The organism is Bradyrhizobium sp. USDA 4474 (assembly GCF_054057515.1).
On sequence record NZ_JBSRZJ010000002.1, the window covers coordinates 6,459,002 to 6,477,975 of the forward strand.

Annotated in this window: 15 protein-coding genes and 1 pseudogene; 10 read left to right on the forward strand and 6 right to left on the reverse strand. The window is 63.3% G+C overall.

The window, feature by feature from the left end; translation table 11 throughout:
* Positions 1-139: 139 nt before the first annotated feature.
* Positions 140-3,436 carry a PAS domain S-box protein gene (locus ACVW16_RS31855; protein ID WP_456738509.1) on the reverse strand — a complete coding sequence of 1,099 codons (3,297 nt, stop codon included), beginning with the start codon at positions 3,434-3,436 and terminating at the stop codon, positions 140-142.
* A 353-nt stretch (positions 3,437-3,789) separates the two neighbouring features.
* On the opposite strand from ACVW16_RS31855, the gene ACVW16_RS31860 reads away from it, so the two are divergent.
* The 3 genes and pseudogenes from ACVW16_RS31860 to ACVW16_RS31870 all read left to right on the forward strand — a co-directional run.
* Positions 3,790-4,581, forward strand: a complete 792-nt coding sequence (locus ACVW16_RS31860) for an alpha/beta fold hydrolase (RefSeq protein ID WP_456702940.1) — start codon at positions 3,790-3,792, stop codon at positions 4,579-4,581.
* 38 nt (positions 4,582-4,619) lie between these two features.
* On the forward strand, positions 4,620-5,753 hold the full coding sequence (locus ACVW16_RS31865; protein WP_456738152.1) for a PAS domain-containing sensor histidine kinase: 1,134 nt from the start codon (positions 4,620-4,622) through the stop codon (positions 5,751-5,753).
* A 652-nt stretch (positions 5,754-6,405) separates the two neighbouring features.
* Positions 6,406-6,609 (forward strand): annotated as a pseudogene (locus ACVW16_RS31870) (hypothetical protein); the annotation flags it as partial.
* A 72-nt stretch (positions 6,610-6,681) separates the two neighbouring features.
* Here ACVW16_RS31870 and ACVW16_RS31875 read toward each other — a convergent pair.
* From ACVW16_RS31875 to ACVW16_RS31895, 5 genes are all read right to left on the reverse strand, one after another.
* Positions 6,682-7,911 carry an aminotransferase class V-fold PLP-dependent enzyme gene (locus ACVW16_RS31875; RefSeq protein ID WP_456702941.1) on the reverse strand — a complete coding sequence of 410 codons (1,230 nt, stop codon included), beginning with the start codon at positions 7,909-7,911 and terminating at the stop codon, positions 6,682-6,684.
* 177 nt (positions 7,912-8,088) lie between these two features.
* Positions 8,089-8,880, reverse strand: coding sequence for an amino acid ABC transporter ATP-binding protein (locus ACVW16_RS31880; protein WP_456702942.1), 792 nt, complete (start codon positions 8,878-8,880; stop codon positions 8,089-8,091).
* Entirely contained in the window at positions 8,877-9,539 is a 663-nt protein-coding gene (locus ACVW16_RS31885) for an amino acid ABC transporter permease (protein WP_456702943.1), read from the reverse strand. Before ACVW16_RS31885 ends, ACVW16_RS31880 begins: the two co-directional genes overlap by 4 nt.
* On the reverse strand, positions 9,540-10,256 hold the full coding sequence (locus tag ACVW16_RS31890) for an amino acid ABC transporter permease (protein WP_456734758.1): 717 nt from the start codon (positions 10,254-10,256) through the stop codon (positions 9,540-9,542).
* Positions 10,253-11,140, reverse strand: coding sequence for an amino acid ABC transporter substrate-binding protein (locus ACVW16_RS31895; protein ID WP_456734759.1), 888 nt, complete (start codon positions 11,138-11,140; stop codon positions 10,253-10,255). Before ACVW16_RS31895 ends, ACVW16_RS31890 begins: the two co-directional genes overlap by 4 nt.
* Before the next feature lie 281 nt (positions 11,141-11,421).
* On the opposite strand from ACVW16_RS31895, the gene ACVW16_RS31900 reads away from it, so the two are divergent.
* From ACVW16_RS31900 to ACVW16_RS31930, 7 genes are all read left to right on the forward strand, one after another.
* Positions 11,422-12,429: a LysR family transcriptional regulator gene (locus tag ACVW16_RS31900; protein WP_456702946.1), complete on the forward strand. Its 1,008-nt coding sequence runs from the start codon at positions 11,422-11,424 to the stop codon at positions 12,427-12,429.
* Positions 12,430-12,694: 265 nt separating this feature from the next.
* Positions 12,695-13,402 (forward strand): gluconate 2-dehydrogenase subunit 3 family protein, encoded by a 708-nt coding sequence (locus ACVW16_RS31905; protein WP_456702947.1) that lies wholly within the window; start codon positions 12,695-12,697, stop codon positions 13,400-13,402.
* 24 nt (positions 13,403-13,426) lie between these two features.
* The gene (locus ACVW16_RS31910) at positions 13,427-15,196 is read left to right on the forward strand and encodes a GMC family oxidoreductase (protein WP_456702948.1); all 1,770 of its coding nucleotides are present in this window, start codon (positions 13,427-13,429) and stop codon (positions 15,194-15,196) included.
* Between the two features lie 11 nt (positions 15,197-15,207).
* Positions 15,208-15,573 (forward strand): c-type cytochrome, encoded by a 366-nt coding sequence (locus tag ACVW16_RS31915; protein WP_456702949.1) that lies wholly within the window; start codon positions 15,208-15,210, stop codon positions 15,571-15,573.
* Positions 15,574-15,698: 125 nt separating this feature from the next.
* A complete protein-coding gene (locus ACVW16_RS31920; RefSeq protein ID WP_456734760.1) occupies positions 15,699-16,913 on the forward strand; it encodes a hypothetical protein in 1,215 nt (404 codons plus the stop codon).
* A 61-nt stretch (positions 16,914-16,974) separates the two neighbouring features.
* A complete protein-coding gene (locus ACVW16_RS31925) occupies positions 16,975-17,886 on the forward strand; it encodes an AEC family transporter (RefSeq protein WP_456734761.1) in 912 nt (303 codons plus the stop codon).
* Between the two features lie 25 nt (positions 17,887-17,911).
* Positions 17,912-18,754, forward strand: coding sequence for a DUF1932 domain-containing protein (locus ACVW16_RS31930; protein ID WP_456734762.1), 843 nt, complete (start codon positions 17,912-17,914; stop codon positions 18,752-18,754).
* The last annotated feature ends 220 nt before the right edge of the window (positions 18,755-18,974 follow it).

The following is an 18,974-nucleotide window of genomic DNA, read 5'->3' on the forward strand; positions in this document are numbered from 1 at the left end:
CGTCGTTCCGGCGGTCGAGCCGCCCTTCCGGCAGGCCTCGCGCGACATGGGGCGGGATCAATGTTGGGCGCCGGTCGGAGGTCAAAGGCCGCGCGGTAGGGGCCGGATCGCCCGGCAACGGAACGCGGCCTTCACTCACTTATCCGCCAGTCGATAGGCTGGCGAGTTTCGCAGCGAGGTCGCCAATGCTGAATGGCTTGACCATCCGCGGAAGATCAGGCGCGACGCCCTCGCTTTCCGCGTAGCCCGACACCAAGAGCACCTGCGTTCCAGGCACTTGTGCGCGTACGAGCCGAGCCAAATCAGTGCCGTTCATTCCCGTCATCAAATGATCGGTAACAAGGAGCTGGGGTTTGACGCCGCCGCCGATCAGCCGGATTGCTTCTTCCGCCGAGGCAGCTTCGAGAACCGCGTATCCAAGGTCCGTTAGCATGTCGGCGGCTGCTGCACGAACGAGAGGCTCGTCATCGACGAGAAGGGCGGTCCCGAGCGCGCCGCCGCTGGGCACCGATGCCGGCTGCTGGTTCTCCGACGCCACAGGCTCATCGGTCGATGGAAGCCACATTTCTATATTCGTGCCCACCCCAGGCCGGCTTTGAATGGTCAGCGCGCCGCCCAGTTGCGATGCCAGGCCGTGAGCCATCGATAGACCGAGACCCGTGCCTTTTCCGATGCCCTTGGTCGAGAAGAATGGCTCGATCGCCCGGGCCTTCACGGATTCGTCCATGCCGACGCCGCTGTCCGCAACGGATAGCCTGACATAGCGTCCAGGCCTCAAGTTGGTCCGATGTCCCGCATCGACCTGTTGGGCGTCTGCGGTAATACGCAACGTGCCGCCATCGGGCATCGCGTCACGCGCATTCACCGCGAGATTGAGGAGCGCCATCTCCAGCTGATTTTCATCGACCTTTGCGGCCGGCAGGTCCTGCTGGATCTCCACAGAGACTTTGACCTGCGGGCCGGACGTGCTGGAGATCAGCTCGCCCATTCCGTGAATCAGGTCCCCGACCCGCGTTGCTCTGGCTTGGAGGGGTTGCCGCCGTGCGAATGCGAGCAGCCGCTGGACGAGAGTCTTGGCCCGATCTGCTGATTGCATCGCTCCGGCGATCAATCGCTGCTCGCGCTCCCCTCCTACGCCTCTGCGCTGCAAGGCGTCGAGGGCTCCGAAGATTGGCGTCAACAGGTTGTTGAAGTCGTGGGCGACTCCGCCGGTAAGCTGACCCATCGCCTCCATTTTCTGCCCTTGGCGGAGCTGCTCCTCCGCCCTTGCGAGCCGCTCCTGCTCCCGAATACGCTCCGTCACGTCATAGACGAACTGATAGGCGCCGATCCGCTCCCCCTTGCTGTTCCGCAAGGTATTGTACTTCATTTCATAGTGGCGACGTTCGCGGTCTCCAAACGCCGCGATTTCGGTGAATTCCTCTCCGGATAGCGCGCGCGCCCAAACCGCGCGCATGGCTTCTCGCTCGATAGGTAGATGCGTCAACAGGTCGAGCATGCATTGCCCGGCCTGTGGACGAATTTTGAATATCTTCTCGAATTCATTAGCCGCGGCCTTGTTGATGGCGAGCCAACGGAATTCCAGGTCTACGACCTGGACGAACGCATCCGTCCCTTCGACAATGTCGGCCAAAACCTTCCTTTCGGCCAGGACCTCGGAGATGCGGCGCTCCAATGTCTCGTTCAGCTCTTTGAGCCTTTCTTCATCAGCCTTGCGCGCAGTGATGTCGATCGCGGTGCCGGTCACTCGCACACAGCGGCCATCGTCATCAAACACGCCGCGTCCCTTCGCAGCGACCCAGCGAACGCGACCGTCTTCTTTGCCGATGGTTCGATACTCAACATCGTAGAGAGCACGCTTATCGGGATCTCGCGCCGCTGCATAAGCTTCGCTGACGAACTCCCGGTCTTCGGGGTGGAGGCCCGAGTAGAACTCCAGCATCGACACGGGGCTGTCTGGCGAGATACCGAACATCGCCTTGACCAAGGGTGGCCAGTGCAGGACCTGGCTGATCTCATCCACGTCCCAGAAGCCGACGTCCGCGTTGGCAGTAGCGAGTCGCAAGCGTTCTTCGTTTTCGCTCAGGGCGACATTCATCGCTCGCAATTCGTCTTCGGCACGGCGACGTTCGGCTTCGACTTCCTCTCTCTCGGTTACATCGACGTTGACGCCAATCATCCCGAGGAATTCACCGGAAGCTCCGAACCGAGGATGCGCGACGGTTTCCAGCACCCGGTATGCTCCTGAGGCGCTGCGGTATCGCCCCTTCAGCTCTACGGGGACGCGTTTCACCATTGCGGCCCCAACCTGTTCGCCGACGGCCCGAGCGTCGTCGGGATGAATGGTCGCCGACCAATCGAAGTCGGAAATGGCTGCTTCCTCTACCCCCCAGAAGCTGCGGAGCAGCCGATTGAGGTGAAGGCATTTGCCGGCGGAGTCGCTTATCCAGATCATGACGGGAGCGTGCTCCGACATGAGACGAAAGCGCAGTTCGGATTCCCTCAATTGCTCTTCCGTCATTATTCTGTCCAGTGACAGGCTCAACTGGCGTGCAATTGTGCTGGCTAGACGTGTCTCCCCCTCGCTGAATTGATGCGGGCACCTATAGTACGTCATGAACTTGCCCATGACGCGTCCGTTGCGGACAAGCGGAATGAAGGCGAGACCACGAATCCCTTCACCCTCGATTACCTTCTTGAGGGCATCAGGTTCGTTCGTATCCCGAATATCAGTCACGAAGATCGGGACCGCATCAGTCGTCTCTAGTGTCCACGGCGAGTGACCGTCTACGGCTTGGCGGTACTCCTCGCTGATCCCCTTCCATGCGACGAAGCGCATGACGGAAGCCGAATCGAAGAGCAGGATCGATGCACGCTCGCAGCCGAGCGCATCGGTGATCGCCTCGAGCGCCGCCTCGTAGACCTCTTGGGCGGATTTCGCAGCCTGTAGGCGCTCTGTCAGGTGGAATAGCGTTCCAAGCTCACGAACAGTCCGCGAAAGCGATTCCGCAGCGCTCTTACGCTCGCTGATGTCTCGGCAAAACGATGCTCCGCCCACGATCGATCCGTTCTCATCGCGCAGCGGGACGACCGTAATCTCCACGGCCAGGCCTCTACCATCTTTGGCCACCCTGACGGTTTCGAAGGGGCCAAAGGATTCGCCAGCGCTCACGCGAGCGATCATGTTCTCGGCGGCTGAACGTTCCGCGTGCGTGACCAGATCCAGCAGGGAACAACCGCCGATCTCCGAAGCCTCGAAGCCCAACAGGCGTTCTGCCGCGGGATTCCACTCGGTGATGATGCCGTCGGTGCGCCAGCACCAGATCGCGTCGGGCGAGCCGGCAAGGATCGCCGAAAGCACCACCGGTCCGGGTCCTCCCTCCATGCGCCGACTTGGCTTTGAGGCGGAAACCGGCCGGTCGGCCCCACTGGACATCTTTATCCCTCCCGGCCACCCTTCGAGAAGACGGCTGCCATACGCCTGTTTTTGAACCCGGCCAACAAAACCTTACCCAACCAAGAGGATTGAAATTGGTTCCAAGAGTGGGCCGGAGAATCCATGCGGGGCAGAGAGCATCAAGCGGGGCCCTCCTGCAGGGGTTGAATCGGACGAAGCGTCAAGCGGTTTCTCAGGCAACTTCGGCTGCGGACATGATACACGTTCATGGACGCCGGACCCGGGCGGCGGGTCCGTGCCGTCCCACATCCGCCACCCTCCCAAAGTAGACAGCACTGCGAGCCGCGACGGCATATGGTGCATGCAGCCAAGCTCCACAGAAGGGACTTTTCATGCCGGGAGTGCTCGAACGCAACAACGTGAAGGTCCGCGGAGCCGGTGAACAGCCGATGATGTTCGCGCATGGCTACGGGTGCGACCAGAACATGTGGCGATTCGTCGCCCCGGCCTTCGAATCGGATTTCAACACCGTGCTGTTCGATCACGTGGGGGCGGGCGGGTCCGACCTCAGCGCCTACAACAAGCGCAAATATTCCAGTCTAGGCGCTTATGCCGATGACGTCGTCGAGATCGGGCGAGGGCTGGAGCTGCACGATGCCGTGTTCGTCGGCCATTCGGTCAGCGCCATGATCGGTGTCCTCGCCTCGCAGAAGGCGCCCGGTATGTTCGGTAAGCTCATCCTAATCGGTCCATCTGCCCGCTACATTGACGACGAGGGGTACGTCGGCGGCTTCAGCGCGAAGCAGATCGAAGAGCTCCTTGAGTTTCTTGAGGCCAACCACATGGGCTGGTCCGCGCAGATGGCCCCCTTGATCATGGGGAATCCTGACCGGCCAGAACTCGCGGAAGAGCTCACGAACAGCTTTTGTCGCACAGATCCGGACATCGCAAAGGCGTTCGCCCGTGTGACCTTTACCTCCGACAACCGCAAGGATCTCGCCGGGGTGACCGTCCCGACTCTCATCCTCCAGTGCAGCGAAGATATCATTGCCTCCGAGGCGGTCGGCGAGTTTGTGAATCGCAACATTCCAAACAGCCGCATGATCGTTCTCAAAGCCACCGGGCACTGCCCGAATCTCAGCGCACCGGACGAAGTCGTCGCCGCCATGCGGACTTTCGTGTGAGCCGCGTTGACATCAACTCGCGCCCGGACTTCGAGGACATGGTGGAGAACGGGCCGTTCGGCTACGTATCTCTGCTACCCAACGGTCGCGTCGGATACGTGAACAGCGCGCTCCTGGAATGGAGCGGATACACGGCTGGCCAGATACTTGGAAGGCCGCTGGTCGAACTTCTGACGGTGCCCGGGCGCATCTACTACGAGACCCATCTTGCTCCTCTGCTTCGGATGCAGGGCTTCTTCTCCGAAGTTGCCCTTGACCTCCTCAAGGACGACGGCGAGCCGCTGTATACGATCGCCAACGCCAAGGAAGCGCGGGACTCAGAGGGAAGGCCGACTTCGATCCGGATCGCGTTCATCAAGTCCATCGATCGTCGCCGGTACGAACAGGAGCTGTTGAGATCACGCGAGATGGCCAGGGCCGCCGCCGAGGCGACCGAGGAGAAGCTGAAGCGAGAGCATCAGATGGCCGAGTTGCGCGAGCAGTTCATCGCCGTGCTTGGTCACGATCTGCGCAACCCTCTTGCCGCGCTCAGCGCTGGCGCTCGAATTCTTGATCGCACGGTGCAGAGCGAGAAGGAGCGCCAGATTATCGCAATGATGCAGACCACGGTCACGCGAATGGCCGGCCTCATCGACGACGTCCTCGATCTCGCGCGCGGCCGCCTCGGCGGCGGAATCGTCGTCGAGCACAAGGCAGGCAAGCCGTTGGAGTCCGTCCTCATCCAGGTCGTGGACGAGTTGCGGCTGGCCTCGCCGGGGCGGGAGATCCTGGTCGATCTCCACGTCAACCGGCCTGTCGATTGCGACAGCTCACGCATCGGGCAGATGCTGTCGAACCTGCTTGGGAACGCCTTGACGCACGGGTCGGCCAGCAAGCCCGTCATAGTCCGTGCGGAGACGCGCGACGAGGCCTTCGAACTGTCGGTCAGCAACGCGGGAGAACGGATTCCCCCCGAGGCCATGGACAAGCTGTTCGAGCCGTTCTTCCGCGGGAAGGCCCGCGCCAGCAGGCAAGGATTGGGGCTTGGCCTCTACATCGCGTCCCAGATCGCTAAGGCGCATGGCGGCGAACTCGTTGCTACGTCAAATCCTGAAGAGACCAGATTCACGTTCACGATGCCCGTGCAAGCGGGGTCGCGTGATCGGATCGATGGTCCGGTGGACAGCATGTGAGCCGACATAGGTGCGCGGTGAGTCTCCGTTATGCCCACCTGCGTTCGAGAGAACGCCAAGTCCCGGGCAACCAGGGCTGACAGCACTGCACCGGCATGAACAGCACGAAATTGGGCAAGCTGAACCATCGCGCCGTCACCGCCGGGCTCATGATTGGTGTCCAGACATTCACGACGGCGATCGCGGCGACGATGCCGACGAGGCAGCTCCGGCGCAGCGACGTGCCGCGGCCTGGACGTCACCCTCGGTCTTCAGGATGAGCCAGCCGGCGCCGAGAAGGCCGTAGCCGAACATCAGGGCGAGACCGGTCAGAACGACTCTGGCGCGGATCTCAAATTCGAGGTGCCCCGCGAGCCGCTGGATAGTCTCACGTGCGTTGTGTCCGGTCCGGCGCGGGTTATGGCCGCAGCGGTTGTTTGGCCGGCGACGCCGTTGCGCGAAACGGCAGGCGGTCATCCCGCAATAGAAGAAGTACAGTTGTGCCGGCGGTCGATGCTTGCCAACTGGGCGAACTCAACAACGTAAAGCGCTTCGCGATATGGGAAATGCATGTGATGAACGCAGCGACCGCCGACATCGCAACCAGCTGGCTGCCGAGTGTTCGCGCGCTCGGCGAGTTACAGGCAACAGCTATTGCTCACCGATCCGCTTTGCGGCAACACGGGAAATCGCTCGGAACATCCACAGGCCGCCCAAGGCACCGGAGATGTCAGCGCCGGGGTCACTGCGGTGCAGCGGAGCGCGGTCGAAACCGGTAGCGCATCGATTCAGCGCCTCATCTGCCCAGCTTTTGTCGCGCGATTCGACGCGGCTCAAGGACGAGGTCGTGCATTTCCTGCACAGCGTTCGGGCATGACGCTGGCCTACGATGGCGAGAGTTGGAAACAACACCGCCCAACGGAGTGAAGGAACTTTCAGCGCCGAAGCGTCAGCTTGCGTTGCGCCAGCGCGCCTGGCGCGAGGCGACGGATACGGTGTCGAGAAAGCGATCGATATCCTCCTCGCTGGTGTAGACGTGAGGGGCAACGCGGTTGATGGCATCGAGGCACCTCGCCTCCAGGTCCGCCCGCGCGTAATCGCGATCGACCACTGCGGCGGCGATATTGGCGTCGGCGAGACGATCGTTTAGCTCGACCGGCACGATAGCGCTGGCTGTGAAAGTGAGGAACGCGGCATTCGCTGCATCCTCCTCGAACACGGTCACCCCAGGAATGGCCGTCAGCCCTGCACGGAGGCGGACAAGACGCACGCGGATCACGTCGTCGATGTTCTCGATCCCGCATTCCAGGGCACGCGTCATTGCCGCACCCAGCCCGAGCCTGCCGGCAACCGAAAATTCGTAAGTTTCGAAGCGTTGCGCATCGGCCCGTGTGGCATAGCTGTCGATCGATGTCCAGTTGGAGCCGACTTGGCTCAGAACCGGAGGATCACCAAGCCGCTCCAGGGCACGATCAGAGAGCGCCATGATCGCTTCGCCGCGCGGACCACGCAGCCACTTGCGGCTTGGCGCCACCAGCACATCGGCACCGGTACTTGCCATCCCTGCAGGCAATCGTCCAACCGCCTGCGCGCCGTCGACGAATAAAAGGCACCCCTCCGGCCGCGGCAGTGCGGCGATGAGTTCCACGGGCTGTCGTACGCCCGATCCGCTCGCCACCACCGGGAGGCAGATCGCCACCGTCCGCTCGTCGATCAGTTCGCCGACGCGCTCGACATCGATGCGGCCGGTGCGCTCGTCGACCGGCATGATGTCGATCGCGATGCCGTCGATCAGACGCCGTTTCATCAGATTGAGGACGTTGCCGGCCCATTCCGAACGCGCAACCAGCACGCGCGCCCCGCGCTTTATCGGCATGGCTAGGAACGCCATGGCCCACATCGTGCCGGCGCTGCCCCCGAATGCGACATTGTGCGGGCGGCATTGCAGGAGTTCGGCGGCGACAGCACGGACGCCATGGAGTTCGTCCTGCGCCCGCGCGGCCGCCCAGTGCGGACCGATACTTGCCTCCTCGGCAAGGTGACGCATGACCGTCTCGGTCACGATGCGTGGCGGCAGTCCGGCGCCGGCCGCATTCAGATGAATCACCGTTGCCGCGCCGGGCGTATCGGCGCGAAACGCGACTGCGTCGAAATGGTCGCGGGAAGGGGCGATGCGCATGGTCGTTTCTCTCCTTGGTGTTGTGCCGGCGTGTCATTGGCGACCGCGGCCGGAGCGATGAGATCGAAATCGTCATCAGTTCCGAATTATTGTTCGAGCATGGTCTCCGTGCAGACGCCTCTGGCGCCTGTTGCGACCGAAGACCGCTGCGTGCTTCTCGGAATCATGATTGGAATCTCATTGGCGCAATATCTTGGACAGGAAAATGCGTGCGCGCTCGGTCGAAGGCTGCGCGAAGAAGACGGAGCTCGGAGCCTCCTCCAGGATACGCCCGCCGTCCATGAACACGACACGACCGGCAACATGGCGCGCAAACCCCATCTCGTGGGTCACGACCATCATGGTCATGCCGTCGCGCGCGAGCTCGGTCATGACGTCGAGCACATCCTTGATCATTTCAGGGTCGAGCGCCGACGTCGGTTCGTCGAACAGCATCGCGATCGGATCCATGGCCAGCGCGCGGGCGATGGCGACGCGTTGCTGCTGGCCACCCGAGAGCTGGGCGGGATGGCAACCGGCCTTGTCGTCCAGGCCGACGCGGCGGAGCAGCATCATGGCTTTGTCGCTCGCCTCGACCTTCGACCGGCGCAACACCTTGACCTGTGCCAGCGTGATGTTCTCGAGCACCGACAAATGCGGATAAAGCTCGAAGTGCTGGAACACCATGCCGATCCGGCTTCGGAGCCGGGTGAGGTCGGTACGGCGGTCGCCCACGGGCACACCGTCGACCACGATCGTCCCGCTCTGGAAGGTCTCGAGGCCGTTGACGCATTTCAGCAGGGTTGACTTGCCCGATCCCGACGGTCCGCAAACCACGACAGCCTCGCCTTTCCGAATGCTCATGGAGCAGTCGTTCAAGACTTCCAGCGCGCCGTAACTCTTGGAAATTCCGATAATCTCGATCGTCGCGGGTTGCTCGACGGATGCGTCTGCGATCGGGGATACCTTGCGGAGGGCAGAGATGCTCATGGACTTAGCGGCGACCTGTTGAGAAACTGGATTGATTGGGAGGCTGCGAAACAGAGCGTGAAGTAGACGATGACTGCGAACAGATAGAATTCGACCAGATGTCCGTCCCGATTCGCCGTCACCGAGATTGCCGTCATGAAGTCGTGCAGGCCGACGACATAGACCAGCGAAGTATCCTGAAACAGGGCGATGCTCTGCGACAACAGGATCGGCAGCATCTTCCGGATCGCTTGTGGCAGGATCACGAAGCGGTAGGCTTGAAACGGGCCGAGTCCGGATGCGAGGGCGGCGGCGAGCTGCTGCTTCGGCACGCTTTGGATGCCGGCGCGGATGATCTCGGCATAATAGGCGGCCTCGAAGATGACGAAGGCGATGAGCGCCGAGGTGAACGCGCCGATCGGGCGTCCGATCACCAGCGGCACCAGGAGATAGAACCAGAAGATCACCATGATCAGGGGCACCGAGCGCAGCCCGTTCACATAGCCTGCCGCGATGGCGGCGATCGGCCGTGATCCGGCGATACGCATGACCGCGAGGATGGTGCCGAGCAGCCCTCCGCCGGCCATCGCCAGCAGCAACAGGCCGAAGCTCGTCTGCAGCCCATCCCAGAGAAACGGCGCCACGGCCTTGAAGAGATCGGGATCGAGATCGTTCATCAATCAGGTCCGTCCCATCAAACCGGGAATGGCGACACAGCGCTCGACGGCACGCAGCGCGGCGATCACCGCTGTCGTCAAAACGACGTAGGTCAGCGTCGCCGCGGTGAATGCCTCGATGCCGTGAAACGTCGCGCTCTCGATCTGGCGGCTCTGGCCGGTCAGTTCGAGCAGGCCGATCGTCAGCGCGAGCGAGGAGTTCTTGACTACGTTGAGAAATTCGGATGTCAGCGGCGGCAGGACGTTCCGCGCAGCGATCGGCAGCAGGATGTAACGATAGCTCTGCGCCAGCGTGAGACCGCTCGCCGCCGCGGCCATCGCCTGGCCACGCCCGATCGCCTGGATGCCGGCGCGGGTCTGCTCGGCAACGCGCGCCGCCGTGAACAGGCCGAGACCGATGACCGCCGTCCAGTATTCCGGCAGCGGCAGGTCGCGCTTGATCCAGTTGCCGATTGGCGTTGGCAGCAGTTCCGGCAGCACGAAATACCAGACGAACAATTGCAGCAGCAGCGGGATGTTGCGGAACGTCTCGACATAGGCCGTTCCGATCAGCCGTGGCGTACGGCCGGGCAGTGTCCTGATGATGCCGACCGTCACGCCAACGAGCAAGGCCAGCACCCAGGCCGCGCCCGCGACGAGCAGGGTCCATCCCAGTCCCGCCAGCAGCCAGCCGAGATACGGCTGGGAGACCAGAACGCTCCAGTCCCAACGATAGGTCATTGCGGCAGAGCCTGGATCGCGAAGGCGGTCTTGAGCTCGGGCTCGATCTCGATGCCGAGTGGGCCGAACCATTTGGTGTAGAGCGTCTCGGCCTCGGGCGAGCGGAACGCATCGGCGAAGGCGCGCTTCACGAGCAGGGCAAACTCCATGTCCCCGCGCTGCATCATGGCAGAATAGGGATCGTAAGTGAGCAAGCGCCCGATCACCTTGAGCGCTCCCTTCGGCTGCGCCTTGGTCGCCGCGTAGACCTTGATCTGGCCGCCATCGGCGGCAAAGCCGTCCACCCGCCCGTTGGTTACGAGCAATGCGCCTTCTCCGAGATCCTTGGCATAGACCAGCTCGATGCCGAGCTTCTCGGTCTCGTTCAGCATCCGCAAGGATTGCTCGTTGCTGGATCCCTGGAGCACGGCCACGCGCTTGCCCTTCAGGTCTTCGACTTCCCGGGCCGCGTTGTCAGCCTTGACCATGACTTGCGTGCCCGTGATGTAGAAGATCGGTGAGAACTCCACCTGCTCCTGGCGGGAGAGCGTGTTGGTGGTCGTCCCGCATTCCAGGTCGATGGTGCCGTTGGCGACCAGCGCAATGCGGTTCGTGGTGTTGATCGGCACATACTTGACCTCGAGGCCTGGCATCTCGAGCCGGGCCTTCACCGCCTCGACGACCTTCATGCAGAGGTCGATGGAATAGCCCTCGACCTTCTGGTCACGGTCGATGAAAGAGTAGGGGGCGGATGCTTCGCGATGACCGATGGTGATTGCGTTGCGCGCAGCGATGCGTTTCAGGATCGGGCTGTCGCCCGGGCCGGCGGCCTCGGCCGGGCCGGCCAGGGCGAGGGCGCCAAGCAGGCCGACGATCGAGCAATACCAAAAGCTACGCTCTTGCATGGAGGTCTCCTCAGAATGATGGCCGCGCGTCGCCGCTCGCCGCGACGGCTGCACAGCCGGCTGGCGATTGGGAAGTGCCAAGAGATGTCCCAGATGAGGTCAACACCCGGTTCGGCCGAAATCGACTGAGCCGGGATCAAGAAGAGATTAACCGTGGCCAAGCGGCTCGGCCAATGCCGATCGCTCGGTCTGCGATGCGAAATTCGCATGATGCATCGCGAGTGTGACGTGGCATCATCTTGGTGAGGTGGTGGGCGGCTGTTTCGGCTGGAGGGGCTGCAATGCTCGACATACGTTGGCTCGAAGACTTCATCGTGGTCGCCGAGACCCGCAACATCACCAAGGCTGCCGAACTCCGTAATGTGACGCAGTCAGGCCTCAGTCGCCGCATCCAGTCGCTGGAGAACTGGGCGGGCGCGGCCCTGATCGACCGCCGCCATGCCCCGCTCGAACTCACCGAGGCCGGCCACAAGTTGCTGGATGTCGCCAACGAAGCGCTCGGTCGCCTGAACGGCATCCGTCGCACGATCCGCGAAGACCAGAACGAGCGCTTGCGAAGCATTCGCTTCGCGGCGCCGCATATTCTGTCGGTCACCTTTTTTCCGCGCTGGCTGCTGGCCATCCAGGCGAAGCTCGGCTCCACCCGCCTGTCCGTCACCTCCGACAATCTGCCGGGTTGCGCCAATCTGTTTGAAGACGGAGCGGTCGACTTCGTGGTCTGTCTTGTCGATGCAGAAGGGGCGATTCTCCGCGGCGCGGGTCGGCCATTGACCATCGAGCGCTGCGCATCGATCTCGATCGGCAAGGAGCGGCTGATTCCGCTCTCGGCCCCGGCCGCCGACGGCAAGCCGCTGCACCGGCTCGACCTCAACCCGCGGCTCTCCACATCCTATCTCGCCTATAGCCGTGAATGCTCGCTCGGTTGGGCGGTCGAAGACCTCATCGCGCGACGGCCGGACTTGGTGCAGCTCCATAGCTTGTACGACAACTCCCTGGCCGATGGCCTGAGGACCATGGCGCTTGCAGGCCTGGGCGTCGCCTGGCTGCCGCTGACGACCACGCATAACGACATCATTCGCGGCAAGCTGGTGCGAACCGGCGATCCGCAACTCGCCATCGATCTCGATATTCGGCTCTATCGTCCTGCGCAGCGGCTGGCGAAGAAGGCCGAGGAGCTCTGGTCCCGGTTGACGACCGAAGGTCTGGGAGCTCTGCTGGCGCCCGCTGCTTTTCCTCCTGACATCGCCACGACGATTCACAGTGAGGATCCGCAGACGATTCGGCAGTGACCGGCGCGTCTGCCCCGCACGTTCAGCTCGAACGTTTGTCTAACGCTTTGTTGTCGTCGGCAGGCGACGGGCAGTGTTCGGCTGCGTCGTTCACGTCACAACGTTTGCTTGTTATGACGGCAGCTTGCACGACCTCATGCCGCGGATATGAGCGAATATCGGCCTGATGCGAAGTTGTCATGGCCGAATTCGTCTTCGGAATTGGACAAAGCATTTCGCGCCGCAATAATTCGAGCATCGCAATTGCAGCAAAGGGGCTGGCGCGATGTTCGATCGACGTGGCTTCATCGCATCAGGTGGCGTTCTTGCGCTCGTACCCGGCGGCGCCGCCGCTGCGCCCGCGACGGATGCGAGCACGAAGGCCAGTCTCCCTGTGGCCTCCGACGCGACCGTAGAACCTCTTTATGCTCTGACGCCGAGTGAGGCGGAATTTCTGGCGGCCGTCGTCGATGCCCTCATTCCGGCCGATGACCTGTCGCCATCCGGTTCCGAGTGCGGCGTCGTCACCTTCATCGATCGACAACTCGCCGGCGCCTATGGCGCCGGGGCGCGGCTTTATCAAGAAGGGCCCTTTCAGCCGAGCAGCGGACAGCCGCAGTTCGGATCGCAGTCGCCGCTCGCACCGCTGGCATTTATCCGGCTCGGCATCGCCGAGCTCGACGCATGGACGGCGGCGCAGCGCGGCGCCCGGGTCAGCCAGCTATCGCCGCCCATGCTGGAGGCGCTGCTGCGCGACGTCGAAGGCGGCAAGGTCGCTCTTGCGCGCATCGATGCACGCGCGTTCTTTGCTGCGCTGCTGCAGCTCTCGATGGAGGGTTTCTTCGCGGACCCGATCTATGGCGGCAACCGGGGTAAGGCGTCGTGGCGGATGATCGGCTATCCGGGCCTGCCGGCGACCTACGCAAAGGCGATCAAGGAGCATCGGGGACGGCGCTATGAAGCCGAACCTCGATCGATCGCTGACTTCCTCTGATCGATCGGTGAATTGGAGCACATCATGGCAAAGGTCTTGAAGGCGACGGATGCCGTGATTGTCGGCCTCGGATGGACGGGTGCGATCATGGCGCGCGAGCTGACCCGCGCCGGCCTCGAAGTATTGGCGCTGGAGCGCGGACCGGATCGCGACCCGGCCGCCGACTTCGCATTGCCGGCGATCCGCGACGAGCTGCGCTACTCCGTTCGCCAGGAGCTGATGCAGGATCCGAAGATGGAGACGGTTACGCTGCGCCATCGCCTCGACGACGAGGCGAGGCCGGTGCGGCGGTTCGGGGCCTTTCTGCCCGGTGACGGCGTTGGCGGCATGGGTACCCACTGGAACGGCAACACGTTTCGCTTCCTTCCCTCGGACCACAATCTCAGAACGCATCTCACCGAACGTTACGGTCGTGGGCGTATTCCCGACGACATGACGATCCAGGACTGGGGCGTTACCTATGACGAGCTGGAGCCGCACTATGCGCGCTTCGAAGCCATCTGCGGCGTGTCGGGCAAGGCCGGCAATATCCGGGGCAGGATTCAGGCGGGCGGGAATCCCTTCGAAGGGCCGCGCAGCGGCGAATATCCGAACGCACCGCTGGTGTCGTCTCACGCCAACGAGCTGTTCTCGCGCGCGGCGACCGAGCTCGGTCTGCACCCGTTTCCGGCGCCGGCCTCCAACTCCAGCGCGCCCTACCGCAATCCGGAAGGGGCCCAGCTCGGAGCCTGTCAATATTGCGGTCATTGCGATCGGTTCGGATGCGAAGCGAACGCCAAGGCGACGCCGCTGAGCACGCTGGCACTGGCGCTCGGCAAGGCGCCCGGCTTTCGCAAGGTGACCAACGCCTATGCAACGCGCGTGCTCTACGACGCGCAGACGCGACGGGCGACCGGAGTGCGCTACATCGACCTGCGCTCGGGGGAGACCTACGACCAGCCGGCGGAAATCGTCATTCTCTCGGCCTGGGTGTTCGGCAACACCCGCCTGATGCTGCTGTCGGGAATCGGCCAGCCCTACGACCCCCGCACCGGTACCGGCGTGGTCGGCAAGAACTACTGCTACCAGATCCAGCCGACGCTCCAGCTTTTCTTCGAGGCCGAGGAGTTGAACCCGTTCATGGGGGCCGGCGGTCTCGGCATGGTCGTGGACGATTTCAACGGCGACAATTTCGATCACGCCAATCTCGGATTCCTCGGCGGCGGCTACATTTCGCTGAACAGCACTAATGGCCGGCCGATTTCGTTCCGCCCGACGCCGCCCGGAACGCCTACATGGGGCGCGGCTTGGAAACGGGAAACCGCGAAATGGTACCGCAAGACCGCGATGGTGCTCTGCGAGGGCATGAACTACGCATCGCGCACCAATTCGATGGATCTCGATCCGACGTATCGCGACATGTTCGGTCAGCCGCTGCTGCGGATGACGTTCAACTTCACGCAGAACGATCGTGCGATGGCCGATTATCTACTGGCCAAAGCTGCCGAGATCGGTCGCGCGATGAATGCGACCATCGTCGCGCCGCAGCCGCGCAAGGGCGATTTCAACGTCGTCTCCTATCAGTCGAGTCACAACAGCGGTGGCACGATCATGGGGCGCTCGCCCATAAACAGCGTGGTGAACCGTTATCTGCAGAGCTGGGACGCGCACAATCTGTTCGTGCTGGGATCATCGGTCTTCCCGCAAAACGCCGGCTACAACCCGACCGCCGCGGCCGCAGCTACCGCCTATTGGTGCGCGGATGCGCTGGTGAAGACTTACCTCAAATCTCCCGCTCCGATGGTGCAACTGTGACGACACGCTGGATGACTGGACCTGGTCTCGCCGCGCTGCTGTTCGGCATGACGGCAAACGCTCCGATCGCCGCGGCCGACATCGTCGCCGGCAAAGCCCTGTTCGAGCAATGTGCGGCCTGCCACGGCGCGAGCGGCGACGGCACCGAACAGGGCCCGTCGCTTCATGGCGTCGTCGGACGCAAGGCCGGGCAGATGCAGAATTTCCGTTACTCCCGCGCGATGCAGCGCAGCGGGATCGTGTGGAGCGAAGAGACGCTGGCGCGATATCTGTCCGATCCGCAGGATGTTGTTCCCGGCAATCGCATGCCTTTCGGGGGGCTCGCCACGCCCGAGGAGAGCAAGGACGTCGTGAGCTACCTGGAAAGCCTGAAGTAGCCAATCGCCAAAGACCGATCGAACGCATGGCCGGCGCATATCCATGAGCCGGACGCGCCACCCCTTTGCCTGAAGCCAGACCAAGCAACGACAAGATACCCTTTCAAACAAGCAAGAGGACGAGAATGCCGAAGACCCTGATACTTGGATGCTGCTCGACCGGTGCGAAATACACGCCGCTGAACCATCATCCGTCCGGCGATGCCGTGCTCGACCGCATCTGCACCGGCGTCGACATCGCCATCACGGAGGAGGAGATCGCGCACGAGGTGGAGCAGCTGACCAGCCTCGGCTGTCGCTATTATCATTATCATGGCCGCAACCCGCTGACGCGCGAGCAGACCACGGACAACGACACCTATCGCCGGATCAGCCTCCTGGTGCAGCGTATGTCGCCCGACATGTTGATCAGCTTCGGTGCCAGCCGGAATGGCCGGGAAGTGATCCAGCGCATCAGCGCCCATGGCGAGTGGGAGCGGGTCAGCCACGCCGGCCTGTCGCTCGGCGCGGGCGGCGCGCATTTCATCACCATGCAGGCCGCCATCGAGCTGCAGATCGTCTGCGACCTGGAGGATCGCATCGGTCCGCTGACGCGCGAGCTCGTCGACAGCGATCTCTTCCTGCGCGAGGTCGAGCGCTATCAGCCTTCGACCCGTCAGGAGGAGGTGAAGATGAACACCAATTCGACAGCGAACGGCAATAATTACGGCCGCTCATCGCCCGCGGTCCAGCTCATTGCTTATGGGCAGGCGGTCGCGGCACGCAGGCGGCTGCATCTGCTCGACGAGATCGAGTGGGTCCAGACGATCCGCAGCTATGCGATGTCGCGCATGGCGATCGCGCGGCACGACGTCAGGCTGGCCGGAGCCGACCAGCTCAACGTCACCCTGCTGTTCGGCTTCTCGCCGAAGCTGCCATTCCCGGAGACCTACGATCATTTCCGGTCCGTCGTCTCCATGGCCAAATCGCTCGAGCGTGATACGCCGGAGGGGGTGCGCAAGCGGAAGGTCTCGATCACGGTCGGAGCCGCGATCCTGCCGCATCATGCTGCCCGCGAGGTGCGGGTCATGGATGTGGGTCCGCTGGCCGGGCGTTCGCTCGACGCCGTGCGCAGGGTGATCGGCTATGCCGCGCAGGACGACAGCGAGGTGGATGTCGTGCGCGTCGGCATGGAGGACACGCCGTTCCTGCTCGGCGACGACGGCAAGATCAAGCCGACCACCAATGTCGAGCTCTGCACCTTGGCGGCCGACACGCTGGATCGTTACGGCGTGGCGGTGCAGACCGATCCATCAAACATCACCGAGCGGCGCGCTCCGTTGATGCGCGCGGCGGCATGATCGGCATTGCGCCGGGCCGGGCTGGCGCGTTTGCGACTACGCCGATCCATGGAGAGTCCTGATGACGCTGACCGTCCTCGTGCCGATCTTCGCGCTGCTCGCGCTGGGCTTTGCCGCTGCCCGGAGTGGGCTGCTCTCGGCCGAGGCGAATGCGGGGCTCCTGAAACTGGTCGCGTGCTTCGCGATCCCGGCATTGCTTTTTCGGTCGCTCGCGGCAGGCGCGCAGGCGTCGAACGGCGGCGAGATCGCGCTGATCTACCTGCTGGGCTGTGCGGCGTTGCTCGTCATCGCCTTCGTCTACGGACGTGCGGCGCTCGGGTTGAGTCTTGCCGAGTGCGTGGTGTTCGGCATGGGCGTGATCTATTCGAACTCGTCGTTGATCGGCGTTCCCATTGCCCAGGCCCTGCTCGGGGACCAAGGCGTCGCGCTGTTGAGCCAGATCATCGCGATTCACACGCTCGTCCTGATCCCCGTGGCCACGCTCTTGCTCGCATTCGGCAGCAGTGCAGGGGGCGGCTCGAAGGCCCTGGTCGCCGCCATCAGCAATCCCATGACGCTGGCTCTGGCGGCCGGTCTTGTCTGGCGCCGAACCGGGCTCGCACTGCCTGAAATGATTGATCACGCCATCGCCATGCTGGCGGCCGCAGCGCCGGCATTGTCGTTGATCGCGCTCGGGGCCACCGTGGCGCGCGTGCCGCTGCCGACCAATTTCGCCGCGCCGGTCGCTTCCGTCGTGTTCAAGCTCATCGTTCACCCGCTGCTGATCTGGTCGATTGCGCATGCGATGGGTCTGCCCCGGGAGCAGATCCTGATCGCGACGATGACGGCGGCGCTGCCGCCCGGCATCAATGTCTATGTCTTGGCCGCGCATTTTGGCCGGCATGCCGAGGACGCCGCGCGCTCCTTCGCGCTGGCGACGACGCTGTCGGCCGTCAGCATTTCCATTGTCGTCCAGGCCGTCGCCTGGCGTTGAGTCAAGCCACGAAAGGGAGAGCAGCATGACACCGACGATTGCGATCATCGCGCCTGGTGCAATGGGGAGCGCCATCGCGACGCGCCTGACCCGGCAGGGCGTCAAGGTCCTCACCTCGCTCGAGGGCCGCGGTGCCGCAAGCCGGCAGCGGGCGGAGGCGGCGGGCATGCATCATGCCGACGATCAGCGCCTGGTGGACGAGGCCAGCGTGATCCTGTCGATCGTGCCGCCAACCGAGGCGAATGCGCTCGCCGAGCGCTTCGCCGCACGCCTCGGACGCGCAGATCACGCGCCGCTCTTCGTCGATTGCAACGCCGTCGGCGTTTCGACCATGGTGGGCATCGATCGCCTGTTTCGGCGCACCGGCGCGCGCCTCATCGACGGCGCCATCATCGGCTTTCCGCCGAAGGCCGATGATCCGGGGCCTGCCTTCTATTTTTCGGGCGATGCAGCGTCAGACCTCAAGGTATTGGCCGAATATGGTCTCGACATCCGCATCGTCGACGGTCCAATCGGCGCGGCCTCGGCATTGAAGTTGTCCTACGCGGGAATTACCAAGGGGCTGGTGGCAATCGCGACCGCGATGGTGCTTGCTGCCGAACGCGCGGGAGCAGGTTCGGCGCTGAAGTCGGAACTGGCGGCGAGCCAGCCGCAACTGTTGGCCCGCTTTGCCAAGACGCTGCCGGACATGTACCCGAAGGCCTACCGCTGGGTCGAAGAGATGCACGCGATCTCCGAATTCATCGGCGGGGATTTCCCGGAAGCGTTGATCTACAGGGGCGCGGCCGGTCTTTATGAGCGGATCGCGGCCGACGTCGCGGGCGATCGTGACGCGTGCAAGCGCATCGATGCGTTCCTCGCGTCGTAGCGATGCGACCGGCGACGGACCGTTAACGCCTGTGCAGGCCAGCCCGACCCTGCGAGTTCCGTGCTTGATGCGGGCACTCGGCGATGCTTGCGGGTAGTGCATCGACTCGCGATGCACATGTCCGTGAAGTCCAGGGAATCGGCTACGGGCGAGAATAATTGATGTTGGCTACCGATGCCAAATGATCTGGGAGACAAGATGCGTCGCTCCGACAACCAGG